General features: G+C 33.6%; 22 protein-coding genes. 4 read left to right on the forward strand and 18 right to left on the reverse strand.

The window, feature by feature from the left end; genetic code table 11:
* Positions 1-53 precede the first annotated feature (53 nt).
* From CIGNP85_RS06570 to CIGNP85_RS06580, 3 genes are read left to right on the forward strand one after another with little or no spacing between them, the layout of a single operon-like run.
* Entirely contained in the window at positions 54-653 is a 600-nt protein-coding gene (locus tag CIGNP85_RS06570) for a disulfide bond formation protein B (RefSeq protein ID WP_086269966.1), read from the forward strand.
* Entirely contained in the window at positions 638-2716 is a 2079-nt protein-coding gene (locus CIGNP85_RS06575; protein ID WP_086287567.1) for a dynamin family protein, read from the forward strand. The genes CIGNP85_RS06570 and CIGNP85_RS06575 overlap by 16 nt, the downstream gene beginning before the upstream one ends.
* Positions 2710-4509 (forward strand): dynamin family protein, encoded by a 1800-nt coding sequence (locus CIGNP85_RS06580; protein WP_086287569.1) that lies wholly within the window; start codon positions 2710-2712, stop codon positions 4507-4509. Before CIGNP85_RS06575 ends, CIGNP85_RS06580 begins: the two co-directional genes overlap by 7 nt.
* A gap of 8 nt (positions 4510-4517) precedes the next feature.
* Here CIGNP85_RS06580 and CIGNP85_RS06585 read toward each other — a convergent pair whose 3' ends face one another.
* The 14 genes from CIGNP85_RS06585 to CIGNP85_RS06650 form a co-directional block, all read right to left on the reverse strand.
* The gene (locus CIGNP85_RS06585; protein WP_086287571.1) at positions 4518-5033 is read right to left on the reverse strand and encodes a hypothetical protein; all 516 of its coding nucleotides are present in this window, start codon (positions 5031-5033) and stop codon (positions 4518-4520) included.
* 63 nt (positions 5034-5096) lie between these two features.
* Positions 5097-6941 carry a bifunctional tRNA (5-methylaminomethyl-2-thiouridine)(34)-methyltransferase MnmD/FAD-dependent 5-carboxymethylaminomethyl-2-thiouridine(34) oxidoreductase MnmC gene (gene mnmC / locus CIGNP85_RS06590; protein WP_086287573.1) on the reverse strand — a complete coding sequence of 615 codons (1845 nt, stop codon included), beginning with the start codon at positions 6939-6941 and terminating at the stop codon, positions 5097-5099.
* Entirely contained in the window at positions 6938-8467 is a 1530-nt protein-coding gene (locus tag CIGNP85_RS06595; protein WP_086287576.1) for an N-acetylmuramoyl-L-alanine amidase family protein, read from the reverse strand. The genes mnmC and CIGNP85_RS06595 overlap by 4 nt, the downstream gene beginning before the upstream one ends.
* The gene (locus CIGNP85_RS06600; protein ID WP_086287579.1) at positions 8451-9563 is read right to left on the reverse strand and encodes a nitronate monooxygenase; all 1113 of its coding nucleotides are present in this window, start codon (positions 9561-9563) and stop codon (positions 8451-8453) included. Before CIGNP85_RS06600 ends, CIGNP85_RS06595 begins: the two co-directional genes overlap by 17 nt.
* Positions 9563-10768 (reverse strand): tyrosine--tRNA ligase, encoded by a 1206-nt coding sequence (gene tyrS / locus CIGNP85_RS06605; RefSeq protein ID WP_236845612.1) that lies wholly within the window; start codon positions 10766-10768, stop codon positions 9563-9565. The genes CIGNP85_RS06600 and tyrS overlap by 1 nt, the downstream gene beginning before the upstream one ends.
* 5 nt (positions 10769-10773) lie before the next feature.
* Positions 10774-12849 carry a RelA/SpoT family protein gene (locus CIGNP85_RS06610; protein ID WP_442861934.1) on the reverse strand — a complete coding sequence of 692 codons (2076 nt, stop codon included), beginning with the start codon at positions 12847-12849 and terminating at the stop codon, positions 10774-10776.
* A 97-nt stretch (positions 12850-12946) separates the two neighbouring features.
* Positions 12947-13165, reverse strand: coding sequence for a DNA-directed RNA polymerase subunit omega (locus tag CIGNP85_RS06615; protein ID WP_086232778.1), 219 nt, complete (start codon positions 13163-13165; stop codon positions 12947-12949).
* 12 nt (positions 13166-13177) lie between these two features.
* Positions 13178-13897: a UMP kinase gene (pyrH, locus tag CIGNP85_RS06620; RefSeq protein ID WP_086245040.1), complete on the reverse strand. Its 720-nt coding sequence runs from the start codon at positions 13895-13897 to the stop codon at positions 13178-13180.
* 77 nt (positions 13898-13974) lie between these two features.
* Complete coding sequence (locus tag CIGNP85_RS06625; RefSeq protein WP_086287585.1) at positions 13975-15165, reverse strand: murein hydrolase activator EnvC family protein; 1191 nt, start codon at positions 15163-15165, stop codon at positions 13975-13977.
* A complete protein-coding gene (locus CIGNP85_RS06630; protein ID WP_179186983.1) occupies positions 15166-15975 on the reverse strand; it encodes an FtsX-like permease family protein in 810 nt (269 codons plus the stop codon).
* Positions 15962-16633, reverse strand: coding sequence for a cell division ATP-binding protein FtsE (locus CIGNP85_RS06635; RefSeq protein ID WP_086224745.1), 672 nt, complete (start codon positions 16631-16633; stop codon positions 15962-15964). The genes CIGNP85_RS06630 and CIGNP85_RS06635 overlap by 14 nt, the downstream gene beginning before the upstream one ends.
* On the reverse strand, positions 16618-17790 hold the full coding sequence (gene trmB / locus CIGNP85_RS06640; RefSeq protein WP_086287587.1) for a tRNA (guanosine(46)-N7)-methyltransferase TrmB: 1173 nt from the start codon (positions 17788-17790) through the stop codon (positions 16618-16620). The genes CIGNP85_RS06635 and trmB overlap by 16 nt, the downstream gene beginning before the upstream one ends.
* Entirely contained in the window at positions 17790-19001 is a 1212-nt protein-coding gene (locus CIGNP85_RS06645) for a fibronectin type III domain-containing protein (RefSeq protein ID WP_086287589.1), read from the reverse strand. The genes trmB and CIGNP85_RS06645 overlap by 1 nt, the downstream gene beginning before the upstream one ends.
* On the reverse strand, positions 18937-19911 hold the full coding sequence (locus tag CIGNP85_RS06650; RefSeq protein ID WP_086226218.1) for an RluA family pseudouridine synthase: 975 nt from the start codon (positions 19909-19911) through the stop codon (positions 18937-18939). The genes CIGNP85_RS06645 and CIGNP85_RS06650 overlap by 65 nt, the downstream gene beginning before the upstream one ends.
* Positions 19912-19964: 53 nt before the next feature.
* Here CIGNP85_RS06650 and CIGNP85_RS06655 point away from each other — a divergent pair, with 53 nt between their 5' ends.
* Entirely contained in the window at positions 19965-21071 is a 1107-nt protein-coding gene (locus CIGNP85_RS06655) for an FtsW/RodA/SpoVE family cell cycle protein (protein ID WP_086238672.1), read from the forward strand.
* On the opposite strand, the gene CIGNP85_RS06660 is transcribed toward CIGNP85_RS06655, so the two are convergent.
* The 4 genes from CIGNP85_RS06660 to CIGNP85_RS06675 all read right to left on the reverse strand — a co-directional run bounded on the left by CIGNP85_RS06660 (position 21068) and on the right by CIGNP85_RS06675 (position 24350).
* The gene (locus CIGNP85_RS06660) at positions 21068-21622 is read right to left on the reverse strand and encodes an SCO family protein (protein ID WP_086287591.1); all 555 of its coding nucleotides are present in this window, start codon (positions 21620-21622) and stop codon (positions 21068-21070) included. The two genes, CIGNP85_RS06655 and CIGNP85_RS06660, sit on opposite strands and share 4 nt — an antisense overlap.
* Before the next feature lie 81 nt (positions 21623-21703).
* Positions 21704-22273 carry an elongation factor P gene (gene efp / locus CIGNP85_RS06665; RefSeq protein WP_086224751.1) on the reverse strand — a complete coding sequence of 190 codons (570 nt, stop codon included), beginning with the start codon at positions 22271-22273 and terminating at the stop codon, positions 21704-21706.
* 11 nt (positions 22274-22284) lie between these two features.
* Positions 22285-23868, reverse strand: a complete 1584-nt coding sequence (gene serA, locus CIGNP85_RS06670; RefSeq protein WP_086252365.1) for a phosphoglycerate dehydrogenase — start codon at positions 23866-23868, stop codon at positions 22285-22287.
* Positions 23865-24350: a hypothetical protein gene (locus CIGNP85_RS06675; RefSeq protein ID WP_086229248.1), complete on the reverse strand. Its 486-nt coding sequence runs from the start codon at positions 24348-24350 to the stop codon at positions 23865-23867. Before CIGNP85_RS06675 ends, serA begins: the two co-directional genes overlap by 4 nt.
* Positions 24351-24355 lie beyond the last annotated feature (5 nt).

The raw sequence follows: 24355 nt of genomic DNA on the forward strand, positions 1-24355 counted from the left end.
ATTATAGCAAGTTTTGGTTATAATAAAGCCCAAATTCAACACAATGGTATTAAATGAGTAGTAAAAGATTATGGATTTATATAGGTGTTTTTATGCTTTTTTGCGTCGGCGTGGCACATTTTATATTTCAAAATTATCTATATATGCGTCCATGTGTGCAGTGTATCTATATACGATATTATATGATTATAGCAGGATTTGGAGCTATTTTTATAGCGATATTTTATAAGCAAATTTTACTTTATATATTTGGGATTTTAGTTTTTAGTTATGGGGCAATTTGTGGTCTTTTAGAGAGTTTGAAACTAAATACAATCCATCAAGCAATTGCCAATGCAAATCCATTTGGAGTAAAAGGATGTCTTGATAGGCCTATTTTTGAGCTAAAAATTGCATGGGATGAGATTTTGCCATCGCTATTTAAAGCAACTGGGCAATGTGGATTAGATATGCCAATGGTGCCAACTGATATTAAGCTTGATGCCATTCAAGGCTATTTTGTGAGCCTATACCAAGATGGCTGGTATCTAATCCCAAGTTTAAAACTAATAAATATGGCGCAAATTTCAATTATTATTTTTAGTATAGCTTTGATTTTGGGCTTGATTTTATTTATATTAAGATTAAAAGGTAAAAAATGGTTAAAATATTAGAGCAAATTTGGGGAGTTAAAACCCTATATGTAGATGAGAATCACATAAGTGAATTTAACAGCGATGAAGCGGCGATAATACTTTGTATAAATCCACGAAATTATGATAGATTAATCAAACTTCAAAGCTTAAAAGATATATTTTCAAAAGCGAATTTAAATCTAAACGAATATAGCGTCCAATTAAGTCAAATCGGTATAATCAATGCTATAAAATCTATAAAAATAGATAATCAAAAAGTATTAAATGGATTAAATGAACTAGCCAAAAATGAGATTATAGATTTTAATGGATATAATCTTATAAGTGATTTTATAAACAATCTTGAATTAAACCATACGATTCAAAATAGTGCTGAAACTCAGCCATTTCATAAAAATTTACATACATTAAATGAAATTCATCAAATCTTAAGTGAATTTAAACTTAGCGAAGTTAGTAAAAGATTAAGCAATGCATATGAAAGTGCTAATAACTCTAAATTTAAAATAGCAGTTACTGGAGTTATCAACGCTGGCAAAAGTAGCACTTTAAACGCTTTAATGAATAAGAAAATTCTAGGCGCATCTAATATCCCAGAAACGGCGAATTTAAGTGTCTTAACATATAGCGAAGATGAATTTGCCAAAGTCTGCTTCTGGTCACCCGAAGAGCTAAAATCGATGGATTTAGAACCAAAAATCCTAGAAGACAAAATCATCCCAATAGATGAGCTAAAGTCCTACACAACAGCTTCTAATGAGATTAGCAAGATGGTTAAAGAGGTGATTTTGGGGATTAAATTAGATATTTTAAAAGATGGAATTGATATAGTTGATACTCCTGGCCTTGATGATGCGGTGGTATTGCGTGAGATTTTAACAGCTAATTATATGAGTCAAAGCGATTTTACACTTCATCTAATGAACGCTAGTCAAAGCGCAACAAAAAAAGATATGGCATTTATAGTAAATACTCTAAAAAATGGTAAAAGCGCAGGCCTAATCATCGCTCTTACTCACATTGATAAGCTTAGTCCAAATGATATAAAAGAGGTTTTAAACTACACCAAAAATAGCATCAAAACCGAGCTTAGTGAGTGTGGGTTTGATGAGAGCTTGGCTGATGAGACGAAGTTTTTTACCATTTCAGCGATTAAAAATATCGGAATAGATGAGCTAAAAAGCTATCTTTATGAGAGCTTTTTTGGCTCAAATTCTAAAAAGGCAACCCTAATTATCGATAACTACAAAAAAGAGCTTTTAAATATCGCAAATTTAATAGAAGATGATCTAAAAGCACAAAAAACAGCCCTAACTTCAGATACCTCCACAGCCAAAGAGCTTGTCAAATCACTCCAAAATGAGATAGATGAGATAAGCAGTGCCACAAATAGCATAAATAGCGAACTTGAAAATCTACTTAAAAGATTAAATTATGATAACGAAAATAGCAACGCAACGCTAAAAGCCATAAGCGCTAAAATCAAAGATAGAGTAATCAGCGATGTCAAATACGCCACAAATAAAAAAATCAAGCTAGATACCGCTAGACTTGGGGTGATTATAGAGAGTGGTTTTAATGACTCTTTTATAGATTTTTTCAGAGATTTTAAGCAACAAATCAGCAAGGATATTGACTCTGCTAATAAAATTTTAGAGCTAAAACTTGGGGCGAAAAATGCGAATTTGAATCTGCCAGATATTAGGGGTTATATAGACCAAAATCTACCTAAAATCAACTACGAAATTTTAAATAGCAATGTAAATAAAGCTATTAAAAGTGATAAAAATATTGAGATTATAGGAGCTAATTTAACCAAAATTTTTGATGATTTTATAGTGAGTTTAAATCTACCAAACCAACTTAGCAAACTAGCTAGTGCTTGTACAAACGAGTATATAAATGGTATTAAATTTGAATTAAACGCTATGAGAGAGCATCTACAAACCAAAGAAGAACAGATAAACAAACTAGCCAAATCAGCCTTTGAAAATATCAAAGACAAAGAGCAATTAATAACCGATATAGATACCAAAATATCGCAATGCCAAGAGATCAAAAATAGGATAGAGCTATGCTAAAAGAGTTTATAAAAGAGTATAAAAGAGTATATCAAATCAGCTTTGATGATGGATTTTTAGGTGAATTTGAGAGATTTTGTGCCTTTATTTGTGAGCCTAAATTTCACCCTAGTAAGGAGCTAATCGAGAGATTAAACTTCCTTAGCCTACTAAGCCACGAACCTCCGCTTATAGTGATTGTCGGGCAGTTTAGTAGCGGGAAATCAAGCTTTTTAAACGCACTTTTAGGTGCTGATATATTACCAACTGGGGTTGTGCCAGTAACCGCTAAGCCTACATTTATCAAATACGCACCAAATTATATGCTTAAAATTCTACACAACGATGGTAGAGATGAGTATAAAAATATAGATGAGCTAAGTGCCTTTGTAGATCAACGCCACGCCCTAAAAGATGTCAAAAATCTCACAATCTACGCCCCAAATGAACTACTTAAAAAGATAAGTTTCATCGATACCCCTGGGCTAAATTCAAGAAGCGACGCTGATACCAATGAGACTAAAATGATATTAAAAGAAGCCGTAGCTTTAATTTGGATTAGCTTAATCGATAATGCCGCTAGAAAAAGCGAGCTAGATGAGCTAACTCTCATCCCAAATGGCCTAAAACAAAACGCAATTGCCCTATTAAACCAAAAAGATAAATTAAGTAGCGATGAGATAACTAGAGTTTTAGCCCACGCCAATCTCACATATAGCAATTATTTTAGCTCTGTTGAGGCTATCTCGGCTAAACTCCAAAGAGAAAATAACAGCGATAGCGGATTTGAAGCGGTCTTTAAATTCCTAGATAAAATAGCAAACACAAAAGAGGATTTTATCAAAGCAACTTCGCAAGAGATACTCCTCTCATCACAAAATCAAAATTTAAATTTCATCAATATCTTAGATGAAATTTCAGATATTTTCACTCAATTTCAAAACAAAACCAATCTTAAATTTGGCGAACTAAAAGATATCTATAACTCTAAATTTGAGATATTTTTTGAAGCTATCAAACAAAATGCCGCCCTAATCGCAAATGAGATCAACTCCGCTTTAAAAAACCAAAAATCCGCCTATTATAAAGAAAAAACCGGCTTTTTAAATAAAAATAGCTTTGAGAAAATTGAGTATGAAAGAGTTAGCTTAGATATAGATGAAATTTTGGCTAAACTAATATATAATGATGAGAAATTTACCAAAATATTTAAAAAATTTAAGCGAGATTTAAGCGAATTTCAAAGCGAAATCCTAGCTGATTTACAAGCTATTTTTGATGAGTTAAAAGAGCTAACGCTTCGCTATAAAGCCAAATATGAAAGCCTTAGAAAATCTGACCCACTCCACTCAGATCTACTATTTGCTGATATTCGTAAATTTTCAAGTGAGGTTTATTCTCTATTTTTAAGCGATATTGAAACTCTATTTTTGGCTAAATTTTCAAATTTAGAGCTATTTTTTGAAAGGGTATTTATCAAAGTTAGTGCTAACTATCAAAACGCAATTAGATTAAGTGTAAATTTTATCGCCCAAAAATGTGAAAAAAGTAGCAAAGATTATGAGTCTGACCCACTTGCTTTTAGCCTCTATTATCCTAGACTTAGTGAGATAAATGAGAGAATCTTAAATGAGCTGAGTTACTATGAATTTGAGAGTGAATTTACTGGTAACTCCACATTTATCACCAAATTCATAAACTCACTCCAAGCCCAAACAGAACAATTAATGGATAAAAACCAAACCTACATAAACTCATTAAAAGCCAAATATAAAGGCGATTTTGATGAGCTTAGCAGTTTTAGCTGGTCTTGATGGCAGAGTCAATCTGCCAAATCTTCAAAATCAACAAAATTATCTATAAATTCATTTGCCAAAAACTTAGTATAGATATGGCTCTCGACCATACTTTTAAACTCGCTAAATTTACTCATATCGCCATCTTTTAAAGAGCCTAAAAGAGTTAAAATCTCACTATTATCTATATGTGAATTTATAAATTTTATAGCTCCACTTCTATATGACTCGCCATTTTCTATAGCTAAAACAGCTCGTAAAATCTCGCCATTTACGCTATTTGCCGCCCCAGAATACGGCACCAAAACCTTATACATATACTCTATACTATCCTTAGCGCCAAAGCAGTTTGGCTCCAACCTAACGCCATTTTCATCGCACCAAATTCGATATGTCTCATCGCCTACAATGCTATCAAATCTCTTGCCATCCTTGCTAGAACACTCCCAACATCTATCAAAGCACTCATCATTCCAGCCATTTAAAGCAAAAAACCTACCATCGCACTCCACAACTGCTATTTGCGTATCTTGCCAATACATTTTAATCCTTTTATAAGCTTTTGGTAATTTTAACTAAATTTATAATTGACTTAGCTTATTATTTTAGCTACTTGATTTTACTAAGCCTTTTTTTAGTTTTCTAATTAGAAATCTTGATGGATTTAGAGCATTGATTATGCTCTTTTTAACGCAAATTTGACGCCCCAAAACCATATCTAATAGCATATTAGCCCCCAAAATTCCAGTGCTAAGCCCCCTTGATCCGTGAGCTGCTGATATCAAAATATTTGGATGGTATATCGGATTTTGGTGAGTTGATTTAGCCTTTGTCCATAAGAGTGAGCTATAAATTCGCATATACTCACTAGCATTATGAATACCGCCAATTATAGGAAATCTATCTCCGCTATAACCCCTAAATCCAACATTTGAGCCAATTATATCTATATTTTTACCATCTATAAACTCACTGACCAAAGCCAAATTTTCTTCATCATCACTATCCCTAGGCAAGGCATACTCATCACCCCTAGCGTAACTAGCACCTATTAGCTGAATTTTATCAATCGCCTTTGTGATATATCCCCTAGCGCTAAGTGGTCTACTAATCTCCATAAATTCACTTACCATCGTAGTCTGCCCACGAACGCTGCTAAGTTGCATATATGGATCATTAAACTCACTTATAAAAAGCTCCCTAGCCCTATTTCCATTAGCAAAAATCACCAAATCCGCCTTAATCCCATTTAGTCCATTAAAGCCAATCTCATAGCTACTGCCAAGGCGTTTGAGCGATTTTACTTCATGATTATAGAGTATATCAAGCTCCTTAGCTAGGCTTTGGCAGAGATTTTTAGGCATAATTTGCATGGCTAAGCTTATATTTGCCTTAGGATATTTATCGCTACTAATTGTAAAAAATTCGCTTTTGTGGTTGAATTTACTAAGCATTTTATCATTTATCAAATACTCATCACACCCACAAAAATCTACAAAATCACCACCAAATTGCCTATAAAATTGCCTAGAGAGCAAAAAACTACTCATATGCATATCACCCAAAGCTACGCCAGGTTGAGTAATAAGTGGAGCGCAAATTCCAGCTAAATTTGAACTTGCACCTTGTGCAGCTTTATCATTAGCCTCAGCTACAACAACATCAAATCCCGCCTCTTTAAATAGCGTAGCAATAGCTAATCCAGAAATTCCAGCACCAACTACTAAGATAGTTTTTGGTTTTGTAATTACTGGGGAATCAAACCAAATTTGCTTTTTTATCCTAGATTTTGGCTCTATGCAAATAGCTTGTAACATCTCTCGCTTTTTATGATAACCCTTTAATTTGCCAACTTCAAATCCATTTTGACTAAGCCTATCACGCACAACTCTAGCACAGCTAAAACTTCTAATAATTGTATCTTTATAAGAGTAACACGCTAAATTTGATAAAAACTTCTCACTCCACATTTGCGGATTTTTACTTGGGGCAAAACCATCTAAATACCAAACATCAGCTCTAAACTCGCACTCTTCTAAAAACTCTAAAATATCACCAAAATATAGATCAAGAATAATTGTACGATTTAGTAAATATATACGCAAAAGCGAATTTGGTATAATATGATAGTTATCTAAAAACTCTTTATAAATAGCACTATCAAGCCCAAATTGCTCATAAATACTAGCTAATTCATCTTTGCTAAATGGATACTTTTCAACTGCGATATAGTGAAGGCTCTTTTTATTTAAGCTTTTAAACTTTGCAATAGTGCAAAAGAAATTCAATCCAACGCCAAATCCAGCCTCAGCTACTACAATTGTACTTTTATTAACTCCATCTAAAGCACTACTATAAGCATACTCACACTCAGCCAAAGGCTCATAAGTATTAAAATATATATCATCAAATTTAGAGTTATAAAGTGCGTTATTATGGTATTTTATCATCTATTTTTAACAAAATAATCATCAATTCCATTTGCTATACCAAGGGCGATCTTATCTCTATATACCTTATTAGATAGTAGCTTATGGTCTTTATCATTGGATATATATCCAGTCTCTATTAATACAGCAGGCATCTGCGCACCTACTAAAACCCAAAATGGCGCTTCCCTTACTCCACCATCTATTACTTTAAATTTAGATTTTACCGCTCCTAATAAATTAGCTTGCACATCTATTGCAAGCTTATTTGAAGCAATAATCTTTTCACGATTTAAGAAATTTAGATAACTAATTTTAGTAAAATAATTCATCTCATCAGTATCAGCTTTATTCTCTAAATTCGCAGCTTGCATACTTCGCTCACTTCTAGTCGGGCTTAGAAAATATGTCTCGATACCTTGCATCTCTTTGGCTTTTTTAGCATTTGGGGCAGCATTTGCATGAATTGAAATAAAAATATCAGCTTTTTTCTCATTTGCTATGCTTGTTCGATCTCTTAAATTTATAAATTTATCATTACTTCTGGTAAAATATACCCTGTATCCTCGACTTTTTAGAATTTTGCCAGTCTCTAAAGCAATGCTAAGAACGATATTTTTCTCATATAATTTATTTTTTCCAACAGCACCTGCGTCTTTGCCACCATGCCCTGCATCCAATACGATTATCCTATTTTTATTTACACCTCTTGCTTGTGCCTTTTGTGCTGTAGTTTTACTAATATTTTGTTGTGTATCATTTTTGATACCAGACTTAGCTGAAGTTGTTGTTAGATTTTGTTTTTGTTCATTAGTCTTTGTTTTTTGAGTTGCTTGTTGGTTTGTTTTAACGCTCTTAGTGTTAGTAGTTGCTTTTTGAGTACTATTTTTTATGCTAAAAATTATATTTTTACCATCAATAGTGTAATTAATCTCTTGCTTTGTATCATTTGTAAATACAATTCTAACGCTATTTTTATCAAATTGTGCTACCCTTATTTGATCTGAAATTTGGCTTTTTTTATTCTTATATGATGTAGTCAAAACCCCATCAAAATCAAAAATTTGACGATAGCTTTTATTTGTGTTGAGCTGAGATTTTTTGATCTTTATATTGCTACTATTTTCATTTAGTCTAATAATAAATTCATCTTTAGAACTACTAGTAGATAGGATTTTATACTCTATTTTTTGAACTATCTTATTGGTTGTATTTTTAGCTAACTGAACTGGCTCTTTAGTTTCTACTATTTTTGGCTTTAATTTGCTAAATTTTAAACTAAGTAAATCTAACTCATTAGCATAAACACTATAATCAATCCCAAGGCTCTTGCCACCACTTACTAATCTCTCAAGGCATTCTAGCTTTAATTTATCATTATTATTTAAAATAGAACTAAGATAGACACCCTTTAATTCGTGGTAAATTTGAATTCTATCTTGCTTATTTGCCTTGGTAAATTTATTATCAAAATCATCAAAAACACCACCACCAAAAGCAAAAATAGCAAGAAAAAACGGCAATAAAAGCTTAACTATTTTCCCCATAAACCAACTTTTTAATAAGCTCTTTAACGCTAATTATCTCATTTAGCCTATATCCATTAGCCCCACTGAAAAATAGCCCCGTTTCTTTATTGCCACTTACAGCATCATAGAGCCTATCAGCGATACAATACCCAACTTGCTTAGCCTCTTTGCCCCTTTGGCATGGAGCGACGCAGTTGCTAATACACTGAATTTTAGGTCCAGCCTTTTTCTCTACTAGATCAAGTAAATTTGTCTGAATTCCACGAGCCGGATATCCAACAGGGCTTTTGATAAGTCTAATATCCTCTTTTTTAGCCGCTAGTAAGACCTCTTTAAACCCATCAGAAGCATCGCACTCATAAGTCCCGATAAATCTAGTCCCCATCTGAACACCACTCGCTCCAAGATTTAAAACCTTAGCTATATCATCATGATCCCATATCCCACCAGCTGCCACCACAGGGATAGGATTTCCGCTTATATCAGCCCATTTAGATGCCTCATCTACAACAGGCTGAATCAAATTCTCAAGCTGATAGTTTGGATCCAAGCACTGCTCATATGTAAATCCCTGATGTCCGCCACTAAGTGGCCCTTCTAGCACCACAGCATCTGGTAGTCTATTATATCTATCATACCATCTTTTACAAATTATCTTTAAAGCCTTAGCCGAACTAATGATCGGCACCAAAGCCACATCGGCAAATCCCTTAGTAAGCTCAGGTAAATTCGTAGGAAGTCCAGCACCTGAAATTATGATATTAATGCCATGTTCACAAGCATCTTTGACTATTCTAGCATAATCATTACTAGCGCACATTATATTAGCAGCTAGTGGTTTATCTCCACAAATTTTACGCGCATTATCTATTATAGCCTTAAATCCCTCTCTAGAGTAAAAATTCACACTATCATATGGTTTTGAGTTTAGCTCTTTAGTGATGTGGGCTCTATGCTCATAATATCCAGTACCAACAGAGCTGATAACACCTAAACCGCCATTTAAACTGACACTACCAGCTAATTTATTCCAGCTTATACCAAGACCCATACCACCTTGGATAATAGGGTATTTGATCACATATTTTCCGATTTTTAAACTTTTTAATTCCATTATTTTACCTCTAATCTAGCATAAGCTTTTTTACCAACTTGCAATACATACTCGCCCTTAGAAAGTCTAAGCTGCTCATCACTAATTTTGGCCTGATTTACACTAACAGCATTTGCCTTAATGTGGCGACGAGCATCTGAATTTGACCCAACTAACTTACACAAACTAAGCGCTTCAACTATCCAAATATCATCAGCATTAATCTCAAATTTAGCCATATCACTTGGCAATTCACCCTTAGCATGGACTCTATTAAATTCATCTCTAGCAGCTTGAGCTTCTTCAATGCTATTAAATCTAGCAGCCAACTCTAAAGCCAAATTCTCCTTAGCAACCTTAGGATGCAAAGCACCACTTTTAACATCATTTTTAAGCTTCTCAATCTCATCACCACTTAAACTACTAAGTAGCTCATACCAAACCCACATAAGTTCATCACTAATACTCAAAGTTTTAGCGAAGATATCCTTAGCAGATTCGCTTACACCGATATAGTTACCAAGGCTTTTACTCATTTTATTGACACCATCAAGACCAACTAGAAGTGGCATCATGATGATAGCTTGTTCTTTTCCTATATTATATGTGCGACCAAGAGTTCTACCCATTAAAAGATTAAATTTCTGATCCGTTCCACCCATCTCTATATCGCACTTCATCGCCACGCTATCATAACCTTGTAAAAGCGGATACAAAAACTCACTTATAGCTATAGGAGTTTCAGCCTTATATCGCTTAGTAAAGTCATCACGCTCAAGCATTCTAGCTACATTAAATGTACTTGCAAGGGCTATTAATCCATCAGCACCAAGGCTATTTAGCCAAGTAGAATTAAACATTACTTCAGTTTTACTTTCGTCTAAAATTTTAAAAACCTGCTCTTTATAGGTTTTGGCATTTTGTGCTATAACATCATCACTCAAAATCTTTCTAGTAACGCTTTTGCCAGTTGGATCGCCTATCTTAGCAGTGAAATCACCTATCAAAAACTGCACAATACCGCCATGATCTTGAAGTAATCTCATCTTATTTAACACCACTGTGTGGCCTAAGTGAAGATCTGGAGCAGTCGGATCAAATCCCGCCTTGATATAGAAATTTTTACCATTTTCATAGTAATCTTTAATCAATTTTTCAATTCTCTCATAATCAATTATCTCAGCGGTTCCACGCTTGATCTCACTCATAATTTTAGCTATCATAATCTTCCTTAATTTTTATATGCGTCACTTAGAGAGCTAAATTCAGCTATCTTATAGCGATCCTTTAATCTATCTCTAATCACAGAGCTATCTAGATTATCGCTAAGTTCTATCACAACATCGAAATAATCAGCCGCTATCAAATCATCACTCTCACTAAGCGTGATAGTAACTAAATCAACATTGAGTTTAGCTAAATATGTTAAAAATTCAGCCAAACTTCCTCTTTTGTTTTCGATACTTAAAATAACCTTATATCTATGCGGAGCATTTCTAGTCCATTTGACAAAGATCATCTCCTCTTTATCACTCATTAATTTTGCGGCTCTCTCACATAATTTGTGATGGACTGTAACATTGCTATTATTTCTAAATCCTATGATATCATCGCCCCGTTTTGGGTTACAACAATAGTCAAAATCCACACTCTTAATAGTGAAATTTGAATATACAACTATATTGTCAAATTTCTGCTTTTTAACCTCGTGTTTATCACTAAATTTAAGCGAAAATAGCTTATCTTTTTTAGAGTGAGTATCTAAAATTTGGACTACCTCTTGTAGATAGACAGAGTCTGTGGCTATTTTTGAGATCTTTTTGCCTAATCCCTCTTCTTCTAACCACTCCAAAATTTTAGCTTCATTAACATTAAATATGGCCGACAAAATATCAATCGATACTTGATAGTTTATATCACGCAACTTTTGGCGACAAAAACTTCTAATAGTCGCCCTAGCCTTCCCAGTCTTAACACTATCAAGCCAACTACAACGATATTTGGCCTCATCTCCTGTGATAATGCGGACTATATCTCCATTTTTTAACTCAGTTAATAAAGGAACCTTTATCCTATTTATATAAGCTTCTTTAGCGTGTAGGCCAACTTCAGAGTGAATTTCATACGCATAATCCAAAGCCGTAGCACCCCTAGGAAGTGTGAAAATCCCACCTTTTGGAGAATAGACAGCGATATCTTCTACATATAAGCTATCCTTAGCATACTCATATAGATCCTCAATGCTCTTATCATCGCTCTCTTGAGCTTTAATATCACTTAGCCAATCAAGCTTAGGTGATACCAAGCCACCGCTTTTATACTTCCAATGAGCCGCCACCCCATACTCTGCGGTTTTATGCATGTCAAATGAGCGAATTTGAGCCTCGATAATAGTTTTATTATCAAAAATTGTCGTATGGATCGTTTGATATCCATTTTGCTTTGGCAAGGCGATATAATCTTTAAATCTTGATATTAATGGGTTAAAATTCATATGTATAATACCAAGTGCCAAATAGCAATCTTTTGGATTATGTACTAAAATTCGAATTGCTAAAAGGTCTAAAACCTCTTCTAGGCTAATGCCTTTTCTTTGCATTTTTAAATATATTGAGTAGTAGTGTTTGATTCTCTTTTGCATAACAAAGCTATCTTCAGAAAAGCCATTTGCCAAAAGCTTTTCGCTAACCTTTTGGCTAAATGAATTTATCTTTAATTGAAGTTGTTGCTTATGCTCATTTATATATGACTCTATCCCAGCATACTCTTTAGGCATAACATATTTAAAACTCAAATCCTCTAATATATTCTTAATAGATGATATACCAAGTCTATGAGCGATTGGCGCATACACCACCAAGGTCTCTTCTGAAATTCGCTTTTGTTTCTCTGGCCTTAATACATCCAAAGTTAGCATATTGTGTAATCTATCACAAAGCTTGATAATTAAAACCCTAACATCTTCTATAGATACCAAAAGCATCTTTCTAAATGTCAAGGCCGAAGCTGCCAATTTCTCATTAGAACTAGAGCTTATAAGCTCATTTTCTCTAATAGCTACAATCTTTGTAAGCCCACGCACTAATAGCGCTACCTCTTCGCCAAATTCAAATTGTAGCTCCTCTTCAGTGCATTCTGTATCTTCTACTACATCATGGAGCAAAGCAGCAATAAGCATACTCTCATCGCCACCCATATGCGCTACAAATGAACAAACCAAAATCGGATGAATAGAGTATGGCTCACCACTCTTTCTAAACTGCCCATCATGTAATCTAATACAATAATCAACAGCCTTTAAAAGCATCCCAGTTGGCTTAGCTACAGAGTATAAAACATCCTTTGCCGACTCTATGCTTTTAGCACAGACAACTTCATCTATAAGCTGCTCTAAGAGCTGCTCGCTATCTATTTGATTCAATTATTCCCTCTAAAGATACTTTACCTTGAGCTATCTCTAAAAGTGCTATATCTGTATATTTCATCTTTTGAGCATTTGCATCTACTAAAATTTGTGCGCCATTTGCTATAGCTTCAGCCCTTTTAGCCACCAAAAGCGCTAATTTATATCTATCATCACCCACAGCTTCTAAAGCCTTAGCAGCTATCTCTTCTATTCTCATTATCTTCCCTTCTTATAAATTTTTAACTATTGAGCAGTTATTATAATCACCATTTGCGATTTTTAATAAATTCCCATCTTCAAACATATTACAAACTACAATCGGAAGAGCATTATCCTTAGCTAGAGCTATAGCAGTATCATCCATAACTTTTATATTATCTTCCATAGCTCTTTCATAGCTTAGCTCATTTAACAGCTTTGCGTCGTTAAATTTCATAGGATCTTTATCATAGACGCCATTTACCTTTGTAGCTTTGATAATCATATCAGCATTTATCTCAATAGCCCTTAAAGTAGCAGCCGTATCGGTAGTAAAAAATGGATTTCCAGTCCCAGCAGCAAATATCACAACTCTTTTTTTCTCTAAATGTCTTTGGGCTCTACCTGTGATAAATGTCTCACATATAGCCTCCATCTTAATAGCACTTTGGACTCTTACATCAAGTCCTGAATGCTCCAACGCCTCACGCATAGCAATAGCATTGATAACAGTAGCTAGCATCCCCATATGATCGCCACTTGTCCTTTTGATAATGCCGCCTTGGGCTGCGCTCACACCACGGATTATATTGCCACCGCCAATTACAATGCCTACTTCAATATCACTATTTACCAAAGACTTAATCTCGCCAGCAATATACTTTAAAATATGAGAATCAATCCCAAATCCATTACCGCCAGCAAGTGCTTCACCAGAAAATTTAACTAAAATTCGCTTATTTTTACTCATTACCATCTCCATAAAATTTGGCAATTATATCTAAAACAAATTAAAAAACGCATTAATCAATATTAAATTCAAGCCAATCAATTCATAGCGATCAATTCAAGCGGATTTATATGATAGTTTTTTTGCGTAACCTCAAAGGTCAAATCTTGTTTCACTCGCCCTATAACATAGCCTTTTTTCACCTTTTGGCCTACTTTGATAGTAGGAGCAATCTTATCTAAATGAGCATAAATTGTGTGAATTCCATTGCCATTTTCTACTATTACCACCTTATCTAATACCGGTGTCTCTTTAGCAAATACAATTGTCCCAGCTAAAACATTTTTCACCCTAGCATCTGTAGTGGCTGAGCGAAGTACGACAGATTCATTAAAAATTTTAATATTATAAACAGGATCTACATAATCGCCAAATTTTTGCTTTACGCTAAATTTATCCAAAGGCGCAATGGTTTTAGCACCACTATATCGCTTTACATTACCTGCTTGATAGCTTGTGCCTATCACTCTTACATCATCGTTTTTAGCTGTAGTTTGGGTTTGCTGCTTTGGTTGTTTTTTTGGTTTTATAGCTAAAATTTGTAAGCTCTCAAGCGTTTTTCTCATCTCATCTTGCTGTTTTTTGATATCGGCTAACTTTTTAGAATAGATATTTTTATCTTGGTTTAAAATCTCTAAATTTCGCTTTTGTTTGGTTTGTAAGGATTTAAGGGCGGTCTGCTTTTGGCGAAATTCTTTTAAATCAAATTTAATCGATTCAATCTTTTTTGATTGTGATTTTATCAAATTTGTAGTCTCTTCATAATCTTGAGCTAATTTTTTAAATTCACTATTCATTACACTATTTAAATTTTTTAAAATCTCAGTTGCTATTATGCTATCTTGACTCTCACTATAATCATTTGGCGCTACTAAATCGTAGGCAAAATCTTCACTTATAATTTTGACTAGCCTAAGCTCCATATCTTTTTGACTACGAATTAGCTCACCATTTTGGCTAGTAAGCTTATCTAGTTCAAGATTAGCACTATGAGCACTATCTTCTAATTCCTCAACTTGCTTAGCTAGCTCTTCAATCTGCTTAGCAGTATTTTGCACAGCTTTATTGCCAGCAATTATATCATTAGCTAACTCTTCAAGTTTTTTATTTATCTGATTTTCAAGCTTTTTGGCTGAATCAATACTATTTTTTTGATCTTTAATTTTATCAGATACATTTGCGCTAAAAAGCGAAGAAAAAATCAAGCCAATAAACAAAAATCTAATCATTTACGAACGCCTTGAAAATAGCATAACAAGACTAACTGCGATAATAGATATACTAATAGAAGCACTAAATAAAATCAAAGCATCACTAAAAAGATTTAAATTTGGCTGTTCAAATCCAATAGAAAAAATTGCACTTTGAAAACTAGGAAGTGCTGGAAAAATCGCATAAAATACCACGACAAGCGTAGTAGCAATAATACTATCAACCACAGCAAGCTTATAAAGCATAGCAGATTTTAGCCAATACGGCGCCCCAAAAAGCGTCATAATCTCAACACGCCTACGGTGCTCATAAAGCCAAATTCTCATCTGTTTAAACACTAAAACAAGTCCTAAAAGTCCAACCATAAACGCAAAACACTCAGCTACATTTTTAGATAAAACTAGCATATTATAGACTTGGTCGTGCGTTTTAGAAAATGTCTCGACTCGCTTTATACCTTGAATTTTGCTCAAATTTTCTTTAATATCTTCCATTGTCTCTTTTGATGGAAATTTAGTCAGTTTGAGTGAGTAGAATTTTGGTAAAATACTAATTAGTACAGATATATTCTTAGATGATATATCATTTTTAAGGCGGTTTAAAACACTTTTTGGATCAAGACTAGTAAGAGAAGCAAAAGTAGGAATAAGCGAAATTAATGACTCTTGGTTTAGATTGTTTTCTGAGACAATTATAATATTATAATCATTTGCCATTTTTATTTCATAATCACTCACAAATTTGCCCAGCATTAGGCTAAATTCAATCGCAAAAAGCAAAATTAAAAGTGGAAAAATAACGCTAATATGGCTCTTAAATGATCTCATTTACCTCTCCATTTGATAACTCAAAGTGACGATAATGCATTCTTAAACCTGCTGGAATCTTATGCGTTACGACCACTACGCAAGTACCAAGCGCTTCTCTTGCTGAACGAAGCAACATCCATATTACTTCGCTTGAGTAATCATCTAAACTTCCAGTTGGCTCATCACATAATAGCAACTGAGGGTTATGAGCCAAAGCTCTAGCCATAGCAACCCTTTGCTGCTCTCCACCACTTAATTCAAGCGGAAATCTATCAGATTTATGCAGTAAATTTACATGATTTAAAAGCTTTGCGGCTTGCTTTTTGCACACACTTTGATTATAACCTTTAATAATTAATGGAAGCATTACATTTTTTTCTACATTCCATTCATTTATTAGGCGAAAATCTTGGAAAATTATTCCAACTCTTTGACGAAGAAGTGCTAAACTAGAATGATTAATACCTTTAAGTTCATTTAAGCAGACATTTAAACTTCCATCACTAATAGCCATATCGCCATACATAGAGCGAATTAAAGTAGATTTACCACTGCCGCTTTTGCCAGTAATAAAGACAAAATCGTTGACATTGATGCTAAAATTTGCCTTATTTATAACTCTAAAACTCTTATCATACTCTAAAATCAGATCTCTAGCTTCTACAATGTGGCGCATTTTAGCATATCCTCTAAATTATTATGAGCCTTAATATTTTCTGGTGTTAGTAACGGTTTTTTAAATAAATAGATAGTATTTTGTCTAGAAATTAATAAATATCTATGCTCTGGTCTATAAAAAGACCCAAACGCTACTCTAACTAATGCATCACCATTGTCTAAAATATAAATTCGCTCTAAATGGATAAAATGATCGCTATATTTTATAGTTTTATTAGCAAAATTTGATTTTATATATTCTAATTTTAATCCACTAAACTCAAATTTAAAATCCAAATCTAACTCATCACTACTACCATAAAAAGCGCAAATTACATCATAAATATCCTTATTTTGTCTAATCCACCTATCTTCATACTTGCTTGAAATCTCTAAAAATCTGTTTTTAAATATCTGTATATTGGCATTTTTAAGATCCATAAAGCAACCAATTGTAAAATCTGTATAATCCCTATCATCGCTTCTTAGCTCAAATGTTCCACCATCTTTTAAAGTACGCTGACACTCCAAGGCAAATTGCGGACTAACTACTCGACGCATTTTGCTCTTACCCCACGGTACTGGAAAGTGCAAAAATAGCCTATCTATACTATTTGATTTAAGCAAGCTCATCACCAATCTAGCATCTAAATTTAATAAAACGATATTTTTTAGCCCATTTATTCCAGCTAAATTTTCTACTTGCAAACATGCTGGCTTATAGACTTCTATACCGATTATAAGTGCTTCTGGATTTTCTTTTGCTTGATAAAGCAAGTGCCTACCACTACCAAAGCCAATCTCTACAAAAATCCTCTTATACTCACAGTCTTCAAGTCTATTTAGCAATTCATCGCTATTTATTATATATTTGCTCTCTAAATTTTTAGGCTTCTTAACTGCTGTAGCTTGGCTTATTACATCGCTAGCAAATAGCTGCTTATAAGCCTCCAGCGCCATTTGCACAGCTTCAAGCTTAGCTGGTCTAGTAAGCTTATCGCACTTTATTACATAGCTATTACCTCTGTCTTTTACTACTAGGCAAAACTCGCACTCAAGTGCTTTAGTATATATTAATTTCTCATCATTACTTTTAGCTTCCCAGATAAATTCAACTTCATTAAATTTAACCGGAAGTTCTACATTTTTTAAATTTTTTGCTACAATATTTGGCATTATTTAGTTATCACCACTGCTTTTTGACTATATTTAGACTCTAAGCCATATTCATCAACAGCTTGAATCTTATATGTATATTCTACACCTTTTTGAACCTGAGTATCGCTATAACTTAAACCATCGATATCATAAATGATATCCTCACCATTGTTACTTGTTTTTGTAATTTTATATTTAAGTGCCCTTGAGTCACTACTTTGATTCCAGCTAAGCTCTACTAATGAACCATTAAATCTAGCATAACTAAATACCGGTTCTTTAGGTGCTGGCAAGGTTGAGCCTACTACTGAAGCATTTTGACGAGGGCTTTCTAGACCATCTCTATCTACTACTGTAACTTTATAATGATAATTTACCCCATTATCATTGATTAAGTCCTCATATTCTGTTGCTGTCGTTGTTGCAACCTTAGTCATTGGAAAGATATCATTTGTTGCTCTATAAATAGCATAATGATCAAAATCATCATTTGAATTTGGCTCCCAAGTTAGGATAATTTTTTTAGGCAAATTCACACTAGCGCTTAAATTTATAACCATATTTGGCAATGCTTTTGTCTGTGCATCTACTACCTTGCTTGGTACTGATATTATGCCGTTATAAGTTTTAACTGAAATTCTATATCTATAATTCTGTCCCGGCTCAACATCATTATCTATATATTCGACATTTAATCTACCATTTATACGAGCAACTTCGTGCCAGTTGTTGCTTGATAAAGCACTTTTTTCTAATATATATGAAACCACTCGCAAATCTGGATGAGGGCGCCATAAAACTTTTATCTTATTTGGCAAACCATAAAGTGCTTGGATAAATGATACTGACTCGATTAACGGCATAGTAGTAACGCTAATCATTTCTCCTTCAGCTGATATATTACCTTGATTATCATATGTTCTAAGCTCGTAAATATACTCAGTTGATGGAGCTAGATTACTATCTACATAGTGAGTAATAAATTTATCTTCAAGCTTGGCAATTGCATTTAGCTGATTATTTGCATTTGGATTTGAGCGATATAGGTAAAATCCACTAATATTGCTTTGAGCCATAAGTGGCCACTCAAATGCAATTTCAGTCATATCACTAATAGTCTTTAATCCACTCATTGTAGGCAAATCTGGATTTATCTGCGTTGTCTTAGTCGTAACGCATCCACTGAGCAATACCCCCAAAGATATCACACAAGACGCTAATATTCTCATCTACTATCTCCTTATTAAATTCCTTACTAATTAGTTCATAAAACTCACTAGGCAAAGGGGCTTTAAATTCCATAATTTGATTACTTTTAGGGTGAATCAATCTCAAAATATAAGCGTGTAAAAAAATTCTTCTTATTTTATCACTATTGCTCTTAAAACCATATAAATCATCACCTAAAATGTGCCTATTAATGCTAGCTAGATGAACACGAATCTGATGTGTACGCCCAGTAAAAAGTTTTGCTGAAATTAAATTTACTCTACGATTTTGACTTGAAATGATATTAGCAAAGGCTGATTTTGCCGGCTTTCCACTGCTTACTACTGCGTTTTTTAGGCGATTTTGAGGATGTCTGCTAATTGGTCTGTCTATAACGCAATTTTCCTTAAGCGGTAAATCACAAAGTGCTAAATAAATTCTTCCCATATCTTTACTACTTAGCTGTTGACTTAGTGCTGTATGTGCTTGATTATTTTTTGCTACAACCATTACCCCGCTAGTACCTTTATCTAGCCTATGTACTATTCCAGCTCTCTCTGTTCCACCTAAACTTGAAAGTGTATAACCCTTTTGCTTTAACCACTCAACAAGAGTGGCCTCTTTTACGCTTGGTGCTGGATGAACAGTAACACCAATTGGTTTATTGATAACTAAAATATCGCTATCTTCATATAAAATTTCTACATCAAACTCAGCTTTAAATTCACTTTGAATTGGAGTAATTTGCGGTTTTATAAGAGATATTTTATCGCCTAAATTTAGAGCAAAACCAGCTTTTGTAACTATTTTACCATTTACACTTACACTACCGTTTTTAATGAGACTAACTACTTGATTTCGTGAAACTTGAAGCTTGGCAGCTAATTCTTGGTCAAGCCTTAAAGTCTGCGATGATATAAATTCAGTCAATCTTAACCCTTTTTTAGCTAGAATTTTACCCAATTTTTGCTTAGGTTTGAATTTTGATACTATTAGATAAGAGAATTTTAACACATTTTGATTATGTTCAGCCAGCACTTATACTTCCGATTATATTTCTCTCATATAGCCTAATAAACGAAGCTAGCGATATGCTCTCAGCTAAGATGATAGCCTATTTTATAATTGGCTTTGGGGCATTTATGCTATTTTTTTTATTACCGATTCGTAAGCTTGAATGGCTCATTCCATCAATTTATTGGGTTAATATTATCTTGCTACTAAGTGTCGAATTTGTAGGCGTTAGCAAACTTGGCGCTCAAAGATGGATTGAGATTCCATTTATTAATTTTACTATTCAGCCAAGTGAGATTATGAAGCCTGCTTTTGTCTTGATGCTAGCTTATATCATCAAAAAAACTCCCCCCGATGAAAATGGATATAACTTTAAACAATTTTTAAAAATTAGCTTTTATATCCTTCTACCATTTTTTTTGATCTTAAAAGAGCCAGATCTAGGCACGGCACTTATGCTATTAATTACTGGCTATGGGGTGTTGTTTATAGTAGGTGTTAATCGCAAAATTTGGATTAGTATTGCCTTGTTAATTGGCGTTTGTTCGCCAATCTTATATGAAAATCTACACGACTATCAAAAGCAAAGAATAGCTGACTTTATAAGCGAAAAGCCAAGCTATCAAGTAAGGCAAAGTATTATCGCAATCGGTAATGGCGGTATAACTGGTAAAAGTATTGATGAAGCTACACAAACTAAATTTAAATTCCTACCAATCGCCACTAGCGATTTTATCTTTGCTTATACTGTTGAGAGATATGGATTTATTGGTGGCGCAGGACTAATCATGCTATATGGATTTTTAATTATGCATCTTTTAAGCTTAAATTATAAACTTAAAGATGAGTATTTTATCAAAGCTGCAGTAAGCGCTGTAGCGCTTTTAATCTTTATTTATGTTAGTGTAAATATCTTTATGACAATAGGTTTTGCGCCAGTAGTTGGAATCCCTCTGCCTTTTTATAGTTATGGTGGAAGTAGTTTTATTACTTTTATGTGTCTATTTGGGATTTTACAAAATCTATTGACCTTTAGATTTGACAAGACCAATAGATTTGTTAAGATTAATTTTTAATCTTTAGTTAGCTCTAAAATCTCTTTTTTAATCTCATCTTTTGTTAAATTTGAGATCTCTTTATAAAATTTTCCATTTCTTTTAAATAGATAAACTGAAGAGCTATGAGCTACACTATAATCCATCGCTGAATTTTGTAAATTTACAATTGCGTATTTGGCGTTGTAGTTATTCACAACTTTTTTTAACTCATCTTCTTTCATCTTTAAGCATACTGAATTTGAGTAAAAATACTTAGCAAATTCATCACACTCTTTTTCGCTATCTCTTTGTAAATCAAGCGTAACAAATAGTATTTTAATATCATTATTAAGCTTCATTTCATCGATCACAGATGACAAAATAGTAAGAGTCGATGGGCAGATATCAGGACAAAATGTATATCCAAAATATAATATTTTATACTCATCTTTAAAACTTGTTATATTGACATTTCCAAGTGTACTATTAGCATCAAAATCATATTTGGCTATCTTAAGCCTATTATCAACCAAATTATAAACACCAAAAGCTAAAATAATCAATAAAATAGCATAAATTAATCTTTTCATAAATCACCCCAAAATCAAGCAAAGATTATGTAATAATTAGAATAAACTCCTTGTAAGATAAATTTACAAGGAGAAGAGTGGCTATTTATTTGCTCTTTCGATATACTCGCCACGGACAGTATCGACACGGATAACTTCGCCCTCAAGCACATGAAATGGTATCTGTACCACAGCACCACTCTCTAGGGTTGCTGGTTTTTTATTGCTACCTTGAGTATCACCTTTGAAATTTGGTTGAGTTTCAACTATTTTTAACTCCACTACTTGCGGTACTTCTACGCCAATTGCTTTACCATTATGGAATAGAATTTGAACCATCATACCATCTATCATCCACTTTTTAGCTTCACCAACATCATCATCAGCGATAGCCACTTGCTCATATGATTCAACATCCATAAATTGAGAATATTCACCATCATCATAGAGATATTGCATCTCTTTTTCTACCAGATTTGGAGCTTCACATTTATCACCAGCGTGGAAAGTCTTTTCTAATACTTTACCATCAAGAAATGATTTAATCTTTACACGAACAAATGCCGCACCCTTACCTGGTTTGACATGTTGATACTCAACAATCTTATAAGGCTTACCATCAATTTCAATTTTTAAGCCCTTTTTTAAATCGCCCATAGAGTATGTAGCCATATTTTCTCCTTTTAAATTAATACTGCGTATCTAGCCCAAACACACGCATCAAGTGCATTTAACTGGTCTAAAATATCTTTTTTGATATCTTCATCAACTAATATAACAGCCAAAGCAAAACCATCATTATCCCTACCCAATCTAAAATCAGCAATATTAATCTTAGATTTAGCTAAAATTCCGCTAATATCACTTATAACACCTGGTATATCACGATTTTTAAATACTATCATTCTGCCTTTTGGTTTAAAATCTGTTTTAAATCCATTTACGCTTACAATTCTCTGCTCTGTCTCACTAAAGACCGTTCCGCCAACGCTCACAGAGTCTTCATCTGTGATTAGCTTGATTGTTAATTTGCTTTTATACCCACTTGCTGGGACTATAGTTGTAGATACTTCAATCCCTTTTTCAGCTGCTTTTAATGTGGCATTTTCGTAATTTATAGTATCACCTAAAACATCTTTTAAAGCACCTGCAATAGCAAATGATAACATCGGTTCAGCATAGTCAGATACTTCACCTTCAAGCTCTAACCTAATAGCTTTAATCTGCTTTTTACCACTAAGCTGAGAAGCAAAATACGCCATCTTAGGTAAAAGCTCTGTATAAGGCGCTACAAATGGCGGTAAATCCTCTACTTTCACAGGTAAATTCAGAGCATTTGGATAGCAAATACCTCTTGCAGCACTAATAGCTTGTTCAGCTGCATCTATGGCGATATTTTTTTGTGATTCATAAGTATTGGCACCTAGGTGCGGAGTAGCGCTTACATTATTTAAATCTAGCAATGGATGATCATTTCCTGGCTCTTTGACAAATACATCTATACCAGCATAAGCGATCTTACCGCTTTTTAAATTCTTATAAAGCGCATCTTCATTATATAAGCCACCACGAGCGCAGTTAATAAGTCTAACGCCATCTTTCATTTTAGCGATCTGTTCTTCATCGATCATATTGGTTGTCTCTTTATTTTTTGGTGTATGAATTGTAATAAAATCACAACCTAAAATATCATCAAAATTAGTAGTATATGTAGCTCCCATATCAGTAGCTTTGCTAGGATCAATATATGGATCATAAGCTATAACTTTCATACCAAAAGCAAGACTTCTATATGCTACTCTAGAGCCAATATTGCCAAAACCTATAACTCCTAAGGTTTTGCCATAAAGCTCATTTCCGTACCATTTTTCGCGCTTCCAAACACGATTTTGTTGTAAATCATTTACAGAATTGATATAATTTCTAGCACTATTTAATAGGTGACACATAGTCATTTCAACAGCTGCAATTGTATTTGCAGTTGGCACATTCATAACTATAATGCCCTTTTTTGAAAAGCCATCTATATCAACATTATCAACACCAACACCAGCACGAACTAGGGCTTTTAGCTTAGTAGCTGCATTTATAAATTTCTCGCCACAATCAGTTGAACTACGAGTAATTGCCACATCAGCTTCACCTAAAATCTCTAAAAGCTTATCTTTTGGCATATCTACAGCATCTATAACTTTGATATCTTTTTGAGCATTTAAGATCTCAAATCCAACTGGATGAATAGCATCGCATACTATAACTGTTTTCATAGGTTAATTTCCTTTAAAGTTGTATGAATATTATATTTTTTGAGTTCATTAGCTACACTTAAGGCTATATCTTTATTATCTGTATCTATATAAATGGTAGCTTGATCGCCATCTTTTACAATTGTAAAATTTATATTAAAATCTTTAATAACTCTATTTATACAAAACATAGAATAAAAATCACATCTATCGATAATTAGCATATAGTATCTTGAAATATATTTTTCAAATTTACTCTTCTCGCCTATCTCGATTATCATCAAATTTGTAGGTAGTACGGAGTCTTTTTTTTCAAACTCCGCAATCTTCTCAAGCCAATTATCTGATTTTTGATAGTTGTATTCTAAATCTACACCACTACTACTAGTATGAATAGATGGTGAGGATAACCCTGAATTTAAATAAGCAAACAGAGATATAAACCCACCAAAAACTACTACAAATATAACAGCTAAAATTAGATAAAGGCTGTTTTTTTTCATAGCTT

Source organism: Campylobacter sp. P0085 (assembly GCF_002139495.1).
GTDB lineage: Bacteria > Campylobacterota > Campylobacteria > Campylobacterales > Campylobacteraceae > Campylobacter > Campylobacter devanensis.

Bases quoted from the DNA above. Each gene is read 5' to 3' on its own strand.
- mnmC (WP_086287573.1), bottom strand. From the start codon at position 6,941: ATGATAAAATACCATAATAACGCACTTTATAACTCTAAATTTGATGAT.
- CIGNP85_RS06675 (WP_086229248.1), bottom strand. From the start codon at position 24,350: ATGAAAAAAAACAGCCTTTATCTAATTTTAGCTGTTATATTTGTAGTA.
- CIGNP85_RS06625 (WP_086287585.1), bottom strand. From the start codon at position 15,165: ATGATTAGATTTTTGTTTATTGGCTTGATTTTTTCTTCGCTTTTTAGC.
- CIGNP85_RS06645 (WP_086287589.1), bottom strand. From the start codon at position 19,001: ATGAGAATATTAGCGTCTTGTGTGATATCTTTGGGGGTATTGCTCAGT.
- efp (WP_086224751.1), bottom strand. From the start codon at position 22,273: ATGGCTACATACTCTATGGGCGATTTAAAAAAGGGCTTAAAAATTGAA.
- CIGNP85_RS06615 (WP_086232778.1), bottom strand. From the start codon at position 13,165: ATGAGAATAGAAGAGATAGCTGCTAAGGCTTTAGAAGCTGTGGGTGAT.
- CIGNP85_RS06580 (WP_086287569.1), top strand. From the start codon at position 2,710: ATGCTAAAAGAGTTTATAAAAGAGTATAAAAGAGTATATCAAATCAGC.
- pyrH (WP_086245040.1), bottom strand. From the start codon at position 13,897: ATGAGTAAAAATAAGCGAATTTTAGTTAAATTTTCTGGTGAAGCACTT.
- CIGNP85_RS06600 (WP_086287579.1), bottom strand. From the start codon at position 9,563: ATGGAATTAAAAAGTTTAAAAATCGGAAAATATGTGATCAAATACCCT.
- trmB (WP_086287587.1), bottom strand. From the start codon at position 17,790: ATGCCAAATATTGTAGCAAAAAATTTAAAAAATGTAGAACTTCCGGTT.
- CIGNP85_RS06585 (WP_086287571.1), bottom strand. From the start codon at position 5,033: ATGTATTGGCAAGATACGCAAATAGCAGTTGTGGAGTGCGATGGTAGG.
- CIGNP85_RS06660 (WP_086287591.1), bottom strand. From the start codon at position 21,622: ATGAAAAGATTAATTTATGCTATTTTATTGATTATTTTAGCTTTTGGT.
- CIGNP85_RS06635 (WP_086224745.1), bottom strand. From the start codon at position 16,633: ATGCGCCACATTGTAGAAGCTAGAGATCTGATTTTAGAGTATGATAAG.
- serA (WP_086252365.1), bottom strand. From the start codon at position 23,868: ATGAAAACAGTTATAGTATGCGATGCTATTCATCCAGTTGGATTTGAG.
- CIGNP85_RS06630 (WP_179186983.1), bottom strand. From the start codon at position 15,975: ATGAGATCATTTAAGAGCCATATTAGCGTTATTTTTCCACTTTTAATT.
- CIGNP85_RS06575 (WP_086287567.1), top strand. From the start codon at position 638: ATGGTTAAAATATTAGAGCAAATTTGGGGAGTTAAAACCCTATATGTA.
- CIGNP85_RS06595 (WP_086287576.1), bottom strand. From the start codon at position 8,467: ATGGGGAAAATAGTTAAGCTTTTATTGCCGTTTTTTCTTGCTATTTTT.
- CIGNP85_RS06610 (WP_442861934.1), bottom strand. From the start codon at position 12,849: ATGCTTTTAAAGGCTGTTGATTATTGTATTAGATTACATGATGGGCAG.
- CIGNP85_RS06570 (WP_086269966.1), top strand. From the start codon at position 54: ATGAGTAGTAAAAGATTATGGATTTATATAGGTGTTTTTATGCTTTTT.